The organism is Sphingobacterium alimentarium, from assembly GCF_004342685.1.
In the GTDB taxonomy this organism is placed as follows: domain Bacteria; phylum Bacteroidota; class Bacteroidia; order Sphingobacteriales; family Sphingobacteriaceae; genus Sphingobacterium; species Sphingobacterium alimentarium.
Genome location: NZ_SMBZ01000038.1, coordinates 21,522 through 38,263, shown reverse-complemented (window position 1 = coordinate 38,263; position 16,742 = coordinate 21,522). Strand labels below are relative to the sequence as shown.

Genomic DNA, 16,742 nt, shown 5'->3' with positions numbered 1-16,742 from the left:
CAGCATACAGTTTCTTCCCTAAGAAACCTTCAATCAAATATCAAACGGTAAAAACTAACCAATTGTACGCTTTTTAATTATCGAATTCAGGTTTAAAAGCACTTACACTAAACATAAGGCCGAACGCTAATCCAAGCGCCACAAGGCCAAACATTAATTTCTTTAGATTTTTCACGTTATTGATCTTAAAGTTAGATTTTATAGTAGCGAAGACAAAGGACAACTTTATTTTCACATACTATTTTTTAGGGTTGTCTTTTAGCAGACCTCGCTGAAGACCATTGTATCCAGATACGTTGGCTTTCATTTCCCGGATAGTTCTTGCAGCTATCCGGGTATATCGTAAATACCGTAAATTTACGTCGGTGGGCAATTCTTCTAGAAACTCTCTTCTGGGCTAAGGCAATCCGACAAGGTGATTTTTCCTGTTTGATGACTTTCATCACCAAGGTAATGACCATGGATATCCGCAAGAACAGGACATGCAGCTCCATCCTTAGGGATCGGTACAGATTCTCCATTCGATGCGGGAAACCTGTCTTTTTTTCTTTCGCTGTGCCTTTACTGTCCATTGCATTCATTTTTAACATTGACCATTTGCCTACTGTTCAGCAGGGCAGCCTTGGCCCCACCTGCCCGATTAGGCTTGTCTGCACTTTATCGATGTAACCCTCGTCCCTGTGTCCCGACATCCGAACTTGTCCAGATGCGTATCGGCGGATATAAATAGCTGGTCTCACTGCCTTTTGCTACCCTGTCTGGAACTCTGCCATCGGGAAAGATGGTGTGGAGCCTGATACGCCTGCCATATCTTGAATCTCTCGAAAGAGAAAAATTGTTCAAGCTTACTTAACAAAGTTCAACATCGTTTTTGATGTAGAGGTAGAAAAAAACTTACCAAAAAGCATTGTTTTTTATGAAAAATAGGGGCAAAAAAGTAAGTTTTTTTCCGGTCGAGGATCTGTTGTTTATTGAAAATGACTTTAAAAGTACGTTAAATACACTCTGAAGGCGGAAAACCAAAGAATTTCTTGAACTGTATGCCAAAACTCCTGAAATCTGCGTATCCGACCAGCTGCCAGACTTCTGTTGGAGAGGAACTTTTTGAGAGAAGTAACTGCTTGGCCATTTGCATGCGTAACTGGATCAGATAGTTGTGCGGTGTGATCCCAAACTCGGCCTTGAAGGTTTCGATCAGTGTTTTTTCCGTAATGTTGAACCTATCCATCAATACTTTATTTGTCAGATCGGAACTCCTATAATTTTGATCCAGATTTTCTTTTATAAGGTAGGGACGGGCAGACATTTTTTTCTCGACAGCAAGCTGATAATGATACAGCACTCTTTTTGAATCGCGCAACAGGGCGGCTTCAAGATCCTTATCCTTTATCTCTGTCCTTCCAAGAAGCTTATCGAGACTTCGCTCCATCCCCTTTTCGATCCGGCAGGACGGCATGTGCCCGAATGGCAGGTTATCTTGTCCCATCTGATCTAGGAATGGCTCCAGTCTCGGATATTTCCCGATGTTCTTTGTCACCCATTCATTTCTGGGGATGATATAACAGAGGCGGTGTCTTCCTGCCGGTAAGGTGAACGAATACAGTCCCTGCCGGTTGTATGTAGCATAGCAGACGTCGCCTTTTGCTTCGGCGATATATTCTCCATCGTGCTTATGGAATAGGATATTCCCTTCCAACATCATAAAGAGGAACAGACTGGTATCCTCCATCAGGTAATCTGCTTGCAGGTCGGTATGTATATCAAATTCGACTACCTCAAGAAAGAAAAGAAAATGGCTGTAATACTGGCTGATGATTATACCTACATTGACATCTATTCGTTCTGCCTTAGCATAAGGCAAACAGTGCTTAGTCCACCGGGGTACGTTTCCAGTGATGTCTGTCACAACGGCGTGTGATCTGAACATATATTTTACCGTCCTTTTCATACCCGAATGCATTGAAAACCTTCAAAAAGGGGATTAAAGTTAAAAACAAAGGCGTGATCGGACAAATATTTTCGACGAAATGCCGTTCTACGACCAAGAACTCTTGCTGATACACCTTAAACCGATTATTAATATAAAAGTGATAGTCTCTACAGGATGCATATTTGTCATATCATCACCGGGTCCAAAAACTAGTGAAACGAGGGGCACGTTCACCCCCTCAGAATAAATATAAGGAGAATAAGGGAGCAAAGCGATTTTTAAATGCTGCAATATATGACCGTTTTAAGATTTTGGTAAGTTAGCTATTTCTGACTGTCCCAAATAGGCACGGCATTTGATCATTTTTTTTCACTGGTGACTATACTTCGCTTAAGCCCAAAAGAGCAAGAATCTCCAAGGTCTGCGAACGATTAAATGTAGGTTAGCAAGGAGATTCCCCTTGCTAATCGATACGGTTTGCATTCTTCTTTTAACCTGCTTTATCGGTATTCAAACACGGCTGCATTGAGGCATTTGGGATTTTCCCAAAAGAAACCTTTGACATCAAAGAATCATGTTTCGTAGTTTTATTAACCAAAGTCTCCTCCAATCTGTCCATATCGCTTGCCACCCGTGTATCCAAGAGTTTAGCATAATGCTGCGTCGTCTTTAGATCGGTATGTCCGAGCATTTTGGAAACGGTCTCAATTGGGACATTGTTGGAAAGTGTTACCGTGGTGGCAAACGTATGCCGTGACATATGGAAAGTAAGCTCCTTGGCAATGCCACACAGGTCAGCAATCTCCTTGAGGTAGCTATTCATTTTTTGGTTGCTCAAAACGGGAAGTACCAAGCCCTTGGCCTCACAAGGAGGGTAATGCCTGTACTTTTCAAATATAGCGAGCGCCTTGGGCAATAAGGGGATGTTGGAAGTCGTATTTGTTTTCTCCCGGTTGGTCAATATCCATAGTTTGCCGTCCACACCTTTGGCAATATCGTTAACAGTCAACTTTTTTGTATCGGCATAAGATAACCCTGTGTAGCAACTGAACACAAAGATATCCCTTACATGCTCCAGCCTCGCTATCGAAAATGTCCTTTGCTCCATACGGTCAAGTTCATCCTTGGTAAGGTATTCTTTCGGTCTTGCCTTGGCTGTGTTTTTATAAAAGGCAAAGGGATCTTCGGTGATCCACCGATGGGCGATACATATCTTCACGATCTTGCGGAAATGTTTCATGTACTTTGCCGCAGAGACTTCCGAACAGCCTTTTGATGAGCGGAGGAAAAATTCGTAGCCGACCACGAAGGCATGGTCGATCTTTCGTGCCTCAATATCCTCTATCCCGTAGCTATCATGGAGGTACAATCCGATATGGGAAAGGGATGAGTTGTAACCTTTGAGCGTATTGGGCTTAAAACCATTACCCAACAGAGCTTTCATTTGTTCGTTGTGTTCACGGAACACATCCATCAACGTTTTTCGCTGGATATCCTTTCCAAGGTACTTTAGTTTGATAAATTCAGCGGTGATTTCTGCCCCGCTCTTGGTCATTTGTAGGTGGATGTCAGCGATCTTGTGATCGATCGTATCCAGATAGCTGTTCAACGTTTTTATGTCTTCTTTCGTCCCTTTGGCACGGTTGGTACCGGAATTCCATTTGTAGGGATCGCATTCTTTTCCGGTGGACACTTCTTTGGGAATGCCGTCCACGGTAATGCGCATGTAGATCGGCTTGGAGCCGCTCACATAGTTTTTTGGTTTCTTCAGGTAGAAGAGCAAGGAATAATGTGTACTCATGATACTATCATTTAAGTGAAACAAATGTAGCCTTGCAGCCTAACGAAATCAAGATGCTCAATTTCTGAACAGGTTGTCAATCAAAAGATTAACCCCTTTCCAGTGAGTCATACATTTTGAAAAAGTGACTCACCGAATGACTCACTTTTATTATGGGAAAAACTGAATAATTTGTAAAATCCGACAAAACAAAAAACGCTGCAAACATTTAATTTACAGCGCTTTAGCATGTTTTGATCTCAAGATCTGTAGCCCGTAGGGGAATCGAACCCCTGTTTCAAGAATGAAAATCTTGCGTCCTAACCCCTAGACGAACGGGCCATCATTTCTGAAGTGGTGCAAATATAGAAGTAAATTTTTTTTAGTCAAAATGTTTTGTGAAAAAAATCAAGATATACTTTGCTATGCACTTATTTTTCAAATCCATAAACACAGATTCCTTAAAATAAAGAACACCTAATGAAAAGCGAGAGTGGATAATAGAAACGACCTATGCCTTCACAAACTGCTTTAGCGTGCCCTGATAGGCCAGCCAGTAGTTTTGCTGAGTGGTGTCATCCAGGAAAGAAGCAAATACCAATCGTTCTACCAGATCAAACGGAAAGACAAAATGGAACTCAGAACACTTATCCTTCTAAAGAAAAAAGGACTTAGTACTCAGAAGAAAGTATCTCAGTTGGAAGCTAAAGAGAAGATTGAAGCAGATATTTAGAACAAATCGCAAAAATCCTGAATGTTACTCCTGAAGCTATTCAAAGATTTAATGAGGAAGCTGCAATAAATATAATTTCTAGTAATTTATATGATAATTCAGGTTGTGTTAATTACAATTTTAATCCAATTGACAAGCTCATTGAAGTTTATGAAAAAATACAAAACTTTACGAACAATTGCTAAATGCTGAAAAGGAAAAGATAACATATCTTGAAGAGCTGTTAAATTCACAAAACTAAAACTACCAAATACATATTTGGCATCCCATACAAAATTTGATTAGGGTGCCTTTTTTGTTTATGGGCAATATTCCCATTTAATTTTATTAATCAATCAAGGTTTGTTATTGAATAGTTGAGAAGGGACCAGAAGCTATAGCAAATTCCGAAAATAAAATTTTAATTGTAATAAAAAACATTACAATTAAAATTTTTATTATATTTGCCCCAATGAATAATACAAGATTTGCGACATCGGTTCATATCCTTACACTTCTAGCGCTCAAGCCTGAGGAATGGCTCAGTTCTGAATTTATTGCAGGAAGTATCAATATAAACCCAGTGATCGTACGTAAAGAGATTATCTTTCTTTCGGGAGCCGGGTTGATACAGACGAAAAAGGGAAAAGATGGGGGGGCGAAATTAAATCGCCCAGCAAGTTTAATCTACCTATCGGAGATTCTGGAAATCGTACATTATTCCGATATGTTGGGAAGAAAAAATCTCAATACTAATCCTCAATGTTTCATTGGAAGCCAGATCAATGAAAGGTTAGATTCATTATTTAAACGAACTGATCTCCTCATAAAAGAGAGTTTGGGAAAACAAAGTTTAGCCGACTTTTTAAATCAATTTTAAAAAAATTTCATCCTATATGTAACAAAACATATTACATATTATAGATTAATATTAAGGAGTTATACATTCGTTTTTTTAGAAACATTAAATAACAAGAACATATGAAAATTGGAATTACGGGAGCAACAGGTCAACTAGGTCGAATAGCTGTTGATAAATTAAAATTGTATACACCTTCAGATCACTTAGTTGCTTTGGTACGATCACCTGAAAAAGCGGTAGAACTGGGGATAGAAGTACGTTTGTTTGATTATTCCAATCCGGAAACTTTAGCAGAATCCTTGAAAGGAATAGATAAGTTGCTTTTAATTTCTGGCAGTGAAGTTGGTCAACGCGAAGTTCAACACAAAAATGTTATTGAAGCGGCCAAAGCATCAGGCGTTAAACAGATTATATATACAAGTCTTCTTCATGCAGATACTTCAAGTTTGAATCTGGCAACAGAGCATTTAGCAACTGAACTAATTTTAAAAGAGTCTGGAATTACTTACACCATTTTGCGGAATGGTTGGTATACAGAAAACTACTTCGGATCATTGGCCGGTGCAATCGAATCCGGCATATTGGCAGGATCTGCCGGTGAGGGTAAAATTTCTTCGGCATCGCGCGAAGATTATGCCGAAGCTGCAGCTAAAGTTCTAACAGGTGACGGACATGCTAATAAAACTTATGAACTAGCCGGAGATATAGCCTATACATTGGCAGATTTTGCCAAAGAGGCATCTGAACAATCTGGTAAGTTCATCCAGTACAAAAATATTTCTGAAAAGGAGTATTCAGAATTATTAATTAAAATAGGCTTACCAGAATCATTAGCAGCTTCGATAGCTGGTTGGGATATAGGTGCTTCCAAAGATGACTTATTTGATGATTCAAAAACATTATCTTCATTGTTGGGTAGACCAACTACAACTTTAAAGGACGCCATTAAAACCTTTCTAATTCAGTAATCTTTATTGCTGGTTTTTAGAAATTCATAACATTTTAGACTTTTTTTGATACCGCCAATTCAAAAAGATTGGATTGGTGGTATCAAAATAATCTAAAACGAAATTATAATATTAATCGAAAATTAACATTAAGTTACTCTAGCCGTTTAAGGCAACCAAAGCGGTTATTTAGAAAGTGACCCGCAGCGTCCCGAACTTATTTCCAATATTTAATGGGTATTTATAACTAAATGTATAAAATTCCCTATTTTTTGGGTATCCAGACAGTCTTGATCAGAGATTTTATCTATAATAAATTGATTGTCGAAAGGTATTCGTAACTGTCAATACGTTTCAAGCTTTGCAATAAGATTTTCCATATCCTTACTTATCCGATTGTCTAATAATTTTGCGTAATGCTGTGTTGTGCGAATATCAATGTGACCTAGCATCTTGGAAACCGTTTCAATCGGTACCCCATTTGAAAGCGTTACTGTGGTTGCGAACGTATGCCTAGCAATATGAAAGGTCAGTTCTTCGTTATTCCACACAGATCTGCTATTTCTTTTAGATAGCTGTTCATTTTCAGATTGCTCAATATGGGCAATAATTGTCCGTTAGATTCACAAGGTGGATAATCTTTATAAGCCTCTAAAATTTCAAGTGCCTTTGGAAGGATGGGAATAGATGAAAGTGTATTTGTCTTTTGTCTTTTGATCTTTATCCAAAATCGATTATCAACCCCGACTTCAATATTGCGTTTGATTAATTTTGATACATCCGCATAGGAAAGTCCCGTATAACAGCAGAACCCAAATACATCCCTGACATGTTGGAGCCTTAGAATATTAAGCTTTTTGTTTTCGATTCGTGTTAGTTCGTCTCTGTTCAGATAGGATTTCTCTTTGGGCTTGGCATATGTTTTATAAAACTTGAAAGGATTTGAGGTAACCCATTCATGAGCTAGACTTAGATTAATAATCTTTCTTAGATGCTTCATGTATTTGGCAGCTGAAATATCAGAGCATCCTTTTTCAGATCGAAGATAATATTCATAGCCTACCACGAAAGAATGGTCAATTTTACGAAGTTCAATATCTGTAGTTGAAAACTGCTTTGTAATATAACTTTCTAAATGTAAATACGTCGTCCTGTATCCCTTTAAGGTATTCTCCCGAAATCCATTGCCAAGCAAAGATTCCATTTTAACGTTATGCTCTTTTAGAACCGACAATAAGGTCTTTTGATTTTCTGTCTTTCCTGTAAATTTTGATTTAAGAAGTTCAATGGTAGGGATTTCTCCCATTTTCAAGATTTCAAGATGCATGGCGGCAACTTTCAGATTCAATGTTTCCAAATAGCTGTTTAAAGTCTTGACTTCCTCAGTATTTCCTTTAGATCCATTTGCTTTGGAATTCCATCGACTTGGTTCACAACTCTTTCCTGTGGAGATTTCACATACCGATCCATCGATCGTAATTCTCATGTAAATAGGCCTAGCACCACTCACATAATTCTTTGGTTTCTTCAAGTAGAAGAGCAAGGAATAATTTGTACTCATGATTTAACATTTAAAATGTTTAACAAAATTAGCCTTGCAGCGAAAACACATCAAGATGTTCGATTGTAGAACATCTTGTAAATCAGTGAATTAAATGCGTTTCAGTGAGTGCTTCATTCAAATTTATTGACTCACTGAATGACTCACTAGAAGTTTGCGAATTTCTGAACATTTTGACCTGCCGTAAAAACAAAAAAGCCTGCAAACGTTAAATTTGCAAGCTTTTGTATGTTTTGATCTTCGATTTAGTAGCCCGTAGGGGAATCGAACCCCTGTTTCAAGAATGAAAATCTTGCGTCCTAACCCCTAGACGAACGGGCCTTATTGAATTTGATGATGCAAATATAAGGGCATAATTTGCATCATCAAAATATTTTTCAACGCTTTTTTATAATTCGTTGATTCTGAAATTAATATTTTTAAATTAAATCAAAACCGATATCCGTACGGAAGTATTTTCCGGGGTAAAATATACGTCCAGCATCCGCTGTTGCTTGTTGCAGCGCTGTAAAAAGGTCATCTTGCAATGTAGTGACTGCTATTACACGACCGCCGGCTGTAACCACTTGTCCGTCCACAGATTTCGTTCCCGCATGAAAGACAATAGATTCTTTTACATTCTCCATATTAGTAATCACCTTACCGGATTCGTAATCTCCCGGGTACCCACCAGACACCAACATGACTGTTACCGCTGTTTTCGGGCTTACTGTATAGGATCGCGTAGCAAGATCACCTTTGGCTACACCTTCTAGTAAATCGACAAGGTCAGATTCGATACGTGGCAATACTGATTCTGTCTCTGGATCACCCATGCGCACATTGTACTCTATGACATAAGGATCACCACCTACATTCATTAATCCAATGAAAATAAATCCTTTGTAAGGAATGTTATCTTGTTTCAAGCCTTCAATAGTCGGCTTGATGATACGGTTTTCGACTTTTGATAAGAATTCTTCGGTAGCAAATGGAACAGGGGAGATGGAGCCCATTCCGCCCGTGTTAAGTCCTGTGTCCCCTTCACCTATACGTTTGTAATCTTTGGCTGATGGCAATACTTTGTAAGATTCGCCGTCTGTAAGTACAAAAACCGAAAGTTCTATACCTTTTAAGAATTCTTCAATAACCACGACGCTGCTTGCTGCTCCAAATTTTGCATCAGCAATCATCGCCTTTAATTCGGCTTTAGCATCCTCAAGCGTTTCACAGATCAAGACGCCCTTGCCAGCAGCTAAACCATCTGCTTTAAGGACAATGGGGAGATTTTGTGTTTCTAAATAGGCTAAGCCTTCTTCGAGGTTATCTTGGTTAAAAGATTTGTAGGCTGCTGTAGGAATATTATGTCTAAACATAAATTCTTTCGAAAAATCTTTCGATCCTTCGAGTTGTGCCCCCAATTGTTGCGGTCCGATTACCGCTATATGTTTCACATCTTCTCTGCCCAAAAAATAATCATGTATACCTTTTACAAGAGGTTCTTCGGGACCAATAAGGATTATCTCTATATTATTCGCCAACGCGAAGGACGCTATTCCGTCGAAGTCTGTAACTTTTAAGTCGACGTTTTTACCGTATTGTTCGGTTCCAGCGTTTCCTGGTGCAATAAAAAGATTAGTTAATTTAGGGCTTTGCGCTATTTTATAAGCAAAGGCAGATTCACGACCGCCAGATCCAACGATTAAGATATTCATAATACAAATATACAATCTCACATGGTATTCTTAAGAATTAAAACACGGTTAGAGAGGATATTCCCAAAAAAATAGAATATCTTTAGGAGACTAATTATCAATAATCTATGAAATCGAAGCTTATTACAGCTATTTTTCTATTTTCGCTTTTTAATGTCAAAGGGCAAGATATCCAACAATTTTTGACTCGCGTCCAGGACACACACCAGCAATCTCCACAGGAGAAAATATATGTACATACCGACAAGCCCGTATACGCAGCGGGGGAAACGATATATTTTAAGGCTTACACTACTCTAGGTATACACAATCTCTTTTCCAGCCTCAGTGGAGTATTATATGCTGAATTAATTAGCCCAGCGAATGAGGTTGTCGATCGCGTGACCATTTCTACGCCTATGGGTGTTGGTTTGGGAAATTTTGAGTTGCAAGATACGATAACAGAAGGGGTGTACCATTTAAGGGCCTACACCAACTGGATGAAAAATGCTGGATCTGACTATTTTTTTGATAAAAAGATTAATAAAGCCCAAAGTGACTTATAAAGAGCAGTTTACAAGAGTAGAAAACTCTATCGGTAACGATTTAGTAATGGTGCTCACTGCACTTGCTTTCATTTGATTACCTTGTAAATCATTAGTGCAAATATAATAAATAAAGGGTAAAGCACTAATCTACTTTACCCTTTATTCGCTCTTTTTCCTTTCCACTTGCAATATCAAAAAAATCTCCCCACTGGGGATAATCTGTGATATTGGTTACAATATTATTTCCAAATTTTGGGGTATCAACAATAGTTGTGACTCCGAAACAAATAGTGCTAACGTTTAAAATGACTACGCTATGGAAATCGTGTTGAATAAAATATTATCGCAAATTCTACATCAGGAAGGCAAACTTTCTTCTCAAATGATGCGAACGGCTGATGAGTCATACCAAATGACCTTATTCCTAAAAGAAATGCTATGTACCATAAAAGCAAAAGTATTGAAGGATAGTTTTACGAATGAACAGCAGGAGATTGAATTTTTTAAGAATATTAAGCCGCAAATTTTAGGGAAACTCATTTACTATAACAAAGTATTCCGCATTGAAACAACCTGCCCCGTGAGCAATGGTAAAATACATCAAAGCTATTATGAGAACCTGTTAAAAAACCTCAAATCAGAATATAAAGAAAGTATTTGCAATGAGGATTTTTACCGATACTACCGTGCAGGAAGGACAGACCGTGACCATACTTATTTCAGGCTCGGACAAATCAATTACCACGATGGATTAAAGAGTGGCGTATTTGAAATTGACCTTAGTTTTTCAACATATTATGATAACAAGATAGCCTATATTATAGCGAACGAATTACTTTATACTTATATGCTTACCAAAATCAACCCCGAAGAAAACCCCGATACAATTTTACTAAATGGAGATGCAAACAAGGATATTTCGTGGACAAATTCTCAAAATGCACTTATTGAACTGATATACGCCCTATATGCTTCAAACTCCATTGCGTACGGAAAAATAGGCATCCGAAAATTAGCTTTAATTTTTCAGGTGCTATTTAGAACTCCCTTAAACGACATACATCACTCTTTCCACCGAATGAAGACAAGGGCAGGTTCCCGAACGGCATTCTTAGACCAACTCAAAATATCCCTTGAAGAATATATGGATAAAGACCTTTAGCTAAATTAAAACAGTATGTTCAAAGCAGTCCACAAAATGTACTGCTTTTTCTTTGCCCATATCTGCCAATTGGCAAGTGTTCTCAAAACTCCATTCCAAAATATCCGAAATGCCTTAAAACCCTTATTAAACAAGGGTTTTCCGTGATTGTAAAAAATTTCAAAAAACTGCTAAACCAATTGGCGAGGCTTGGCGGACAAACTCTACCACCCTTATCAATTTTGCATAGTGAACTTTTAAAAGCTATGCAATGAAAATAATAACCATTGAAGAAGAAGCGTGGCAACAGCTAAACAGCCGTATCAACGCTATTGCCGACTATCTGAAAAGACTGGAAGATACCGGCTATGATGACTTGTGGCTCAATAACCACGAGGTATGCCAATACCTGCATATCAGCGAGAAAACCCTCTGGCGTATGCGTACCAAAGGAGAGATAGCCTACTCAAAAATCTACGGTCAGTATTTCTACACCATTGGAGCAATTAAAGATATGCTGAACGCAAATGCTGTACAAAGCAGTGATGAATTTGTACAGGAACTAATGGCAAAAGGCAAAAGCTATATCGAAAAAGGCAGAAAACTAAAATCGGGCAAACCCTAAAACGTGTGGCTATGAATATTGACAGGATGGAATTTATAGCGTGGATGGAACGCTTAATGGGTCGCCTTGATATGCTTGGCGACAATATAGGGGAGTTACAAAGGAAGCGTAGCAGCATAGACGGCGAGGAATTGCTGGATAACCAAGATTTGCTTCAAATGCTAAAAATCAGCAACCGTTCCCTGCAACGGTATCGTTCCATCGGCAAACTGCCCTATTACACCATTAGCGGGAAACTGTATTACAAAATGTCCGATGTACATCAGTTCATCAGGGATAGCTTTAACCCACCCTCAGCTAAATGAACGCCGATGAAAGACAAACACTGCCTTTGAGTGCCACTTTGGGCAATGCAGCCAACGCTTCATTTACATTCGGCGGTAAACTTTAAATTTTCAGATTATGAGTGAAGAAACAACAAATAAGCAGGAAATGCCCGAACAATTATCGGACATATTGCTGGTATTGGATAAAGAGAAAATGAAAATCCAAGCCGTAAAGAGTATTGACGAAAACGGGAAAATGGAAACCGTTGAACCCACGAAGAAAAACCAGAACCAGTTTATGCGTGTGGACAAGAGCGGCGATTTCTTTTCCAACTTCTTCTCTAATTTTTTCAGCCAACTAAAGAACCCTACCAATTTCTCATTCTTTAAAGTGCCTGCACCGCTTGCAGTTGAAAAAGCGGAGGAAATGCAAAAGCAGGTAGATAAGCCATCTCCCGAAGGCGAAAAGGTGATGAAAGTACACGAAGTGAAAACAGAACCGCAACAGGATAAACAAGAAAATCAAAATAATATGGCAACAGCACAAACCACACCGGAAGCCAGCGAATACCGCTACAAGCCGGAGCAGATTGATTGGGAAACTATGACCAATCTCGGATTAAGCAAGGAATATCTTGAAAAGAGAAACCTGCTTGAACCTTTATTGAAAGGTTTTAAAACTAATGAACTTTTACCCATTGGCGTTAACCTAGGTAGTACTATTCTCCGCACGGATGCCCGTCTGTCTTTACAGCAAGCCGAAGACGGAAAAGTTATTGTGGGAATACACGGCATCAAAAAAGAGCCTAATCTGCATTTTGAGTTTTTCGGACATAAGTTTACGGATGAGGATAAGAAAAACCTGCTCGAAACGGGTAATATGGGACGTGTAGTTAACCTGACCAATACCAAAACAGGCGAACTGATGCCGTCCATTGTCAGTATAGACAGACTAACAAATGATGTAATTGCACTGCGAACTGAGTTCATAAAAATTCCCGATGAAATTAAGGGCGTAAAATTGGACGATGCACAAAAACAAACCTTAATGGAGGGCAAACCACTTTATTTAGATGGAATGATTTCTAAGAAAGGAGCTGAATTTTCGGCAACCGTACAGTTCAATGCAGACAAGCGTTATGTTGAGTTTATGTTTGACAGAAGCAACTCCAATCAGCAATCACAAAGCAGGGGGCAGAATAACCAGCAAAGTCAGCCGCAGGAAGCTCCAAAAACATTCAGAGGTAAGGAACTGACCGATGAGCAACATAAGGATTTTAAAGCCGGACAAACCGTCTATATTGACGGATTGAGGGATAAAAAAGGGCAACCATATCAGGGTTACATCACTTTCAATAAAGAAACCGGAAAAACCAATTTTGAATTTCCCAATAAATATAAGGAAAGGGTTAAACCCACCGAAGCTCATAAAACGCAAACTGCCGTCAATTCGGAGGGCAAGACCAACGAAGCGACCAAAAACATCAACGAACCGTTGAAGTCCGGGCAACTAAGACCAAAAAACAAACAACAGCAGGAACAACAGGAAAAACCCGAAACGCCTGCAAAGTCCAAAGGCAGAAAAATGTAGTAAAGTATGAAAACAATCATTGCAGAAAAACCAAGTGTAGCAAGGGAAATAGCCGGACTTGTGGGAGCATCCGAGAAAAAGGACGGCTACCTGACAGGCAACGGCTATTTTGTTACGTGGGCATTCGGTCATTTAATAGGATTGGGAATGCCCGAAGATTACGGGATTTCGGGATTTGACAAAACGGCATTACCAATACTCCCCAACCCATTTTTACTGACCGTCCGGAAAGTCAAAAAAAACAAAAGCTATGCCGCCGATACAGGTGCTTTAAAGCAACTGAAAGTCATCGAACAGCTTTTTAACCGTAGCAACAGTATTATAGTGGCTACCGATGCAGGACGTGAGGGCGAACTCATCTTTCGGTACATTTATGAATACCTGAAATGCAACAAGCCCTTTGAACGTCTTTGGATAAGTTCACTAACTGAAAAAGCCATCAAACAAGGTTTTCATACCCTTAAAGACGGAAAAGAATTTGACGGATTATACCAAGCTGCACAAGGCAGAAGCCGTGCAGATTGGCTGGTAGGCATCAATGCTACACAGGCATTGAGCATAGCCGCAGGAAATGGCATTTATTCACTCGGAAGAGTGCAAACCCCTACATTGGCTTTGATATGCAAACGCTATCTGGAAAACAAGAGTTTCTCTGTAAAGAAATATTGGCAGATACAGTTGTCCCACACGAAAGAGTTCACGGACTTTAAAAGCCTTTCCAAAAACAGATGGGAAGATAAAAAGCTTGCAGAAGATACGTTGAAATCCATCGAAAGAAATGGTAATACTGCTACGGTTACATCCGTAGAAATCAAAACTGCTACGGAACAACCACCTTTGCTGTTTGACCTGACAGGGCTGCAAAAAGAAGCCAATAAAAAACTGAACCTTTCTGCCGAAGAAACGCTGAATATTGCCCAAAGCCTCTACGAAAAAAAGTTTATCACTTACCCACGTACCGGAAGCAAGTATATACCAGAAGATGTGTGGGCAGAAATTCCCAACCTCGTAAGGGCTTTGCAGGACAGGGAAACCTGTAAACAAGCCGTTTCAAAAATAAAATGGGGACGGTTCAATAAACGTATTGTAAACGATTTGCGTGTTACTGACCACCACGGATTATTGATTACTGATAAAATCCCGTCAGCCTTGAACGCAAAGGAAAACTCCGTTTATGATATGATTGCCTTTCGATTGCTCGAAGCCCTTTCACAAGCCTGCATCAAAGAGATAACCGATGTAAGTTTACAGGCATTGCATTATGATTTTACGGCAAAGGGTTGTAAGGTTATAGAAGTAGGTTGGCGTTCTATCAAAGGCAGTTTCTCCGATGATGATACCGAACCTGTACAGGATTTGCCCGAACTGAAAAAAGGCGATGAACTCAAAATAAAAGAAGCCTCCGTTCTCGAAAAGAAAACCAAACCGCCTGTGCTTTATACCGAAGCAGGGCTTTTGTCGGCTATGGAAACTGCCGGAAAGGAAATCGAAAATGAAGACGAACGGAAAGCCCTGCAAAATATCGGTATCGGTACTCCGGCTACAAGAGCCGCAATAATCGAAACCCTGTTTACCCGTAACTATATCCAAAGGGAAAAGAAATCCTTAATCCCCACCGAAAAAGGATTGCAGGTGTACGAATTGGTCAAAGACCACAAAATTGCAGACGTGGCAATGACAGCCGAATGGGAACTCGCATTGCAGAAAATCGAAAACAACGAAGCCGATGCAAAGGGTTTCCAAAAGGAAATGGAAACTTATGCTTCCTCTATTACTAATGAACTGTTGCAAACTTCCATTGCTCAAAACAACCTGCCTAAGTTAGCTTGCCCGAAATGCAAAAGCCAGCAACTCATTATCCGTGATAAAATAGTGAAGTGTCCTAATGAAGTTTGTAATTGGGTACAGTTCCGCAATGTATGTGGTGTACAAATCGGCATTACCGATATTGAAAGCCTTATCAATAAAAGGAAAACTACACTTATCAAAGGAATGAAAAGCAAGGCAGGTAAGAAATTCGATGCGTATATCGTATTGAATGACAAAGCCGAAAGCTCCTTTGAATTTGCCAAAAATAAAAGCTACAAAAAGTAATGGAAAATAAGCCTATCATTAGTCCAATGGAAATCAAAAACCTGATTTATACCATACGTGGAAAGCAAGTGATGCTGGATAGCTCCCTCGCTTCCTTATACCAGGTGGAAACAAAGAACCTTAACAAAGCCGTAAAAAGGAATATAGACAGGTTTCCTGCTTCTTTCTGCTTTCAACTGACCGAAGAGGACGTTGAAAACTTGAGGTTCCAAATTGGAACCTCAAGTTTAAGCTATGGTGGAAGACGTTATTTGCCCTATGTTTTTACGGAACAAGGGGTTGCAATGGCTTCTGCCATACTCCGTTCAGATATAGCGGTTAAAGTCAGTGTTGAAATTATGGAAGCCTTTGTAGAAATGCGTAGAATGCTTACCAGTAATGCCTCTTTGTTTCATCGTTTAGATAACATTGAACTGAAACAATTAGAAGCTGACCAAAAATTTGAAGAGATTTTTAAGGCTATGGAAAGCGATAAGCTCCACAGTGAAAAAGGTATTTTCTACAACGGACAGGTTTTTGATGCCTACGCCTTTGTATCGGATATTATCCGAAATGCAAAAACCTCCATTATCCTGCTGGATAATTATGTAGATGACACGGTATTGACTTTATTGGGCAAGCGAAGTCACAATGTAACCGCAACCATCTATACCAAAAGCATCAGCAATCAGCTAAGGCTGGATGTACAACGGTACAACAGCCAATATCCGAATATTGAAGTTGAGATTTTTTCCGATGCTCACGACCGCTTTTTAATTATTGACGATACGGAACTCTACCATATCGGGGCATCGCTTAAAGACCTGGGCAAAAAATGGTTTGCCTTTTCACGAATGGATATTGAAGTCGGCAGGATGCTTCAAATTTTAAAAAACTCATAGAACGAACCTCTGAATATTCAGAGGTTTTTTATTGCCCATTACGTCAAATCCCGCCTCTCAAAGCCAAACCCTGCCACATTTTTAAAGGCTCTTATCTACTGCTATAATTTTAGGCTTCAAATAAAATTCTA

15 protein-coding genes and 2 tRNA genes are annotated in these 16,742 nt (G+C 39.3%); 9 read left to right on the top strand and 8 right to left on the bottom strand.

What is annotated here, in order from left to right:
• Nucleotides 1-245: 245 nt before the first annotated feature.
• The 4 genes from EDC17_RS12710 to EDC17_RS12695 all read right to left on the bottom strand — a co-directional run bounded on the left by EDC17_RS12710 (nt 246) and on the right by EDC17_RS12695 (nt 4,052).
• Nucleotides 246-572, bottom strand: a complete 327-nt coding sequence (locus tag EDC17_RS12710) for a hypothetical protein (RefSeq protein ID WP_132778436.1) — start codon at nt 570-572, stop codon at nt 246-248.
• Between the two features lie 422 nt (nt 573-994).
• Complete coding sequence (locus EDC17_RS12705; protein ID WP_165894420.1) at nt 995-1,927, bottom strand: AraC family transcriptional regulator; 933 nt, start codon at nt 1,925-1,927, stop codon at nt 995-997.
• A gap of 493 nt (nt 1,928-2,420) precedes the next feature.
• A complete protein-coding gene (locus tag EDC17_RS12700) occupies nt 2,421-3,731 on the bottom strand; it encodes a site-specific integrase (RefSeq protein ID WP_132778434.1) in 1,311 nt (436 codons plus the stop codon).
• 249 nt (nt 3,732-3,980) lie between these two features.
• Nucleotides 3,981-4,052, bottom strand: a tRNA-Glu gene (locus EDC17_RS12695).
• Between the two features lie 842 nt (nt 4,053-4,894).
• Between EDC17_RS12695 and EDC17_RS12685 the strand changes: the two genes are divergently transcribed.
• Nucleotides 4,895-5,302, top strand: coding sequence for an Rrf2 family transcriptional regulator (locus EDC17_RS12685; RefSeq protein WP_132778433.1), 408 nt, complete (start codon nt 4,895-4,897; stop codon nt 5,300-5,302).
• A 101-nt stretch (nt 5,303-5,403) separates the two neighbouring features.
• Nucleotides 5,404-6,252: an SDR family oxidoreductase gene (locus EDC17_RS12680; RefSeq protein ID WP_132778432.1), complete on the top strand. Its 849-nt coding sequence runs from the start codon at nt 5,404-5,406 to the stop codon at nt 6,250-6,252.
• A 323-nt stretch (nt 6,253-6,575) separates the two neighbouring features.
• On the opposite strand, the gene EDC17_RS17310 is transcribed toward EDC17_RS12680, so the two are convergent.
• The 4 genes from EDC17_RS17310 to purD all read right to left on the bottom strand — a co-directional run bounded on the left by EDC17_RS17310 (nt 6,576) and on the right by purD (nt 9,486).
• Complete coding sequence (locus EDC17_RS17310) at nt 6,576-6,782, bottom strand: tyrosine-type recombinase/integrase (protein WP_243646148.1); 207 nt, start codon at nt 6,780-6,782, stop codon at nt 6,576-6,578.
• Nucleotides 6,761-7,792, bottom strand: a complete 1,032-nt coding sequence (locus tag EDC17_RS12675) for a site-specific integrase (protein WP_243646147.1) — start codon at nt 7,790-7,792, stop codon at nt 6,761-6,763. Before EDC17_RS12675 ends, EDC17_RS17310 begins: the two co-directional genes overlap by 22 nt.
• A gap of 249 nt (nt 7,793-8,041) precedes the next feature.
• Nucleotides 8,042-8,113 (bottom strand) — tRNA-Glu (locus EDC17_RS12670).
• A gap of 98 nt (nt 8,114-8,211) precedes the next feature.
• Entirely contained in the window at nt 8,212-9,486 is a 1,275-nt protein-coding gene (gene purD, locus EDC17_RS12665; protein ID WP_132778431.1) for a phosphoribosylamine--glycine ligase, read from the bottom strand.
• 107 nt (nt 9,487-9,593) lie between these two features.
• On the opposite strand from purD, the gene EDC17_RS12660 reads away from it, so the two are divergent.
• From EDC17_RS12660 to EDC17_RS12630, 7 genes are all read left to right on the top strand, one after another.
• A complete protein-coding gene (locus EDC17_RS12660) occupies nt 9,594-10,031 on the top strand; it encodes an MG2 domain-containing protein (RefSeq protein WP_132778430.1) in 438 nt (145 codons plus the stop codon).
• 298 nt (nt 10,032-10,329) lie between these two features.
• Nucleotides 10,330-11,175, top strand: a complete 846-nt coding sequence (locus tag EDC17_RS12655) for an RteC domain-containing protein (RefSeq protein WP_123851231.1) — start codon at nt 10,330-10,332, stop codon at nt 11,173-11,175.
• Nucleotides 11,176-11,425: 250 nt separating this feature from the next.
• On the top strand, nt 11,426-11,779 hold the full coding sequence (locus EDC17_RS12650; RefSeq protein ID WP_070562151.1) for a helix-turn-helix domain-containing protein: 354 nt from the start codon (nt 11,426-11,428) through the stop codon (nt 11,777-11,779).
• Between the two features lie 11 nt (nt 11,780-11,790).
• On the top strand, nt 11,791-12,084 hold the full coding sequence (locus EDC17_RS12645; RefSeq protein WP_070562154.1) for a helix-turn-helix domain-containing protein: 294 nt from the start codon (nt 11,791-11,793) through the stop codon (nt 12,082-12,084).
• 97 nt (nt 12,085-12,181) lie between these two features.
• Nucleotides 12,182-13,636 (top strand): DUF3945 domain-containing protein, encoded by a 1,455-nt coding sequence (locus tag EDC17_RS12640; protein ID WP_123851230.1) that lies wholly within the window; start codon nt 12,182-12,184, stop codon nt 13,634-13,636.
• Nucleotides 13,637-13,642: 6 nt separating this feature from the next.
• Nucleotides 13,643-15,730, top strand: coding sequence for a type IA DNA topoisomerase (locus EDC17_RS12635; protein ID WP_123851229.1), 2,088 nt, complete (start codon nt 13,643-13,645; stop codon nt 15,728-15,730).
• Complete coding sequence (locus EDC17_RS12630) at nt 15,730-16,611, top strand: ORF6N domain-containing protein (RefSeq protein WP_123851228.1); 882 nt, start codon at nt 15,730-15,732, stop codon at nt 16,609-16,611. The genes EDC17_RS12635 and EDC17_RS12630 overlap by 1 nt, the downstream gene beginning before the upstream one ends.
• Nucleotides 16,612-16,742: the final 131 nt, after the last annotated feature.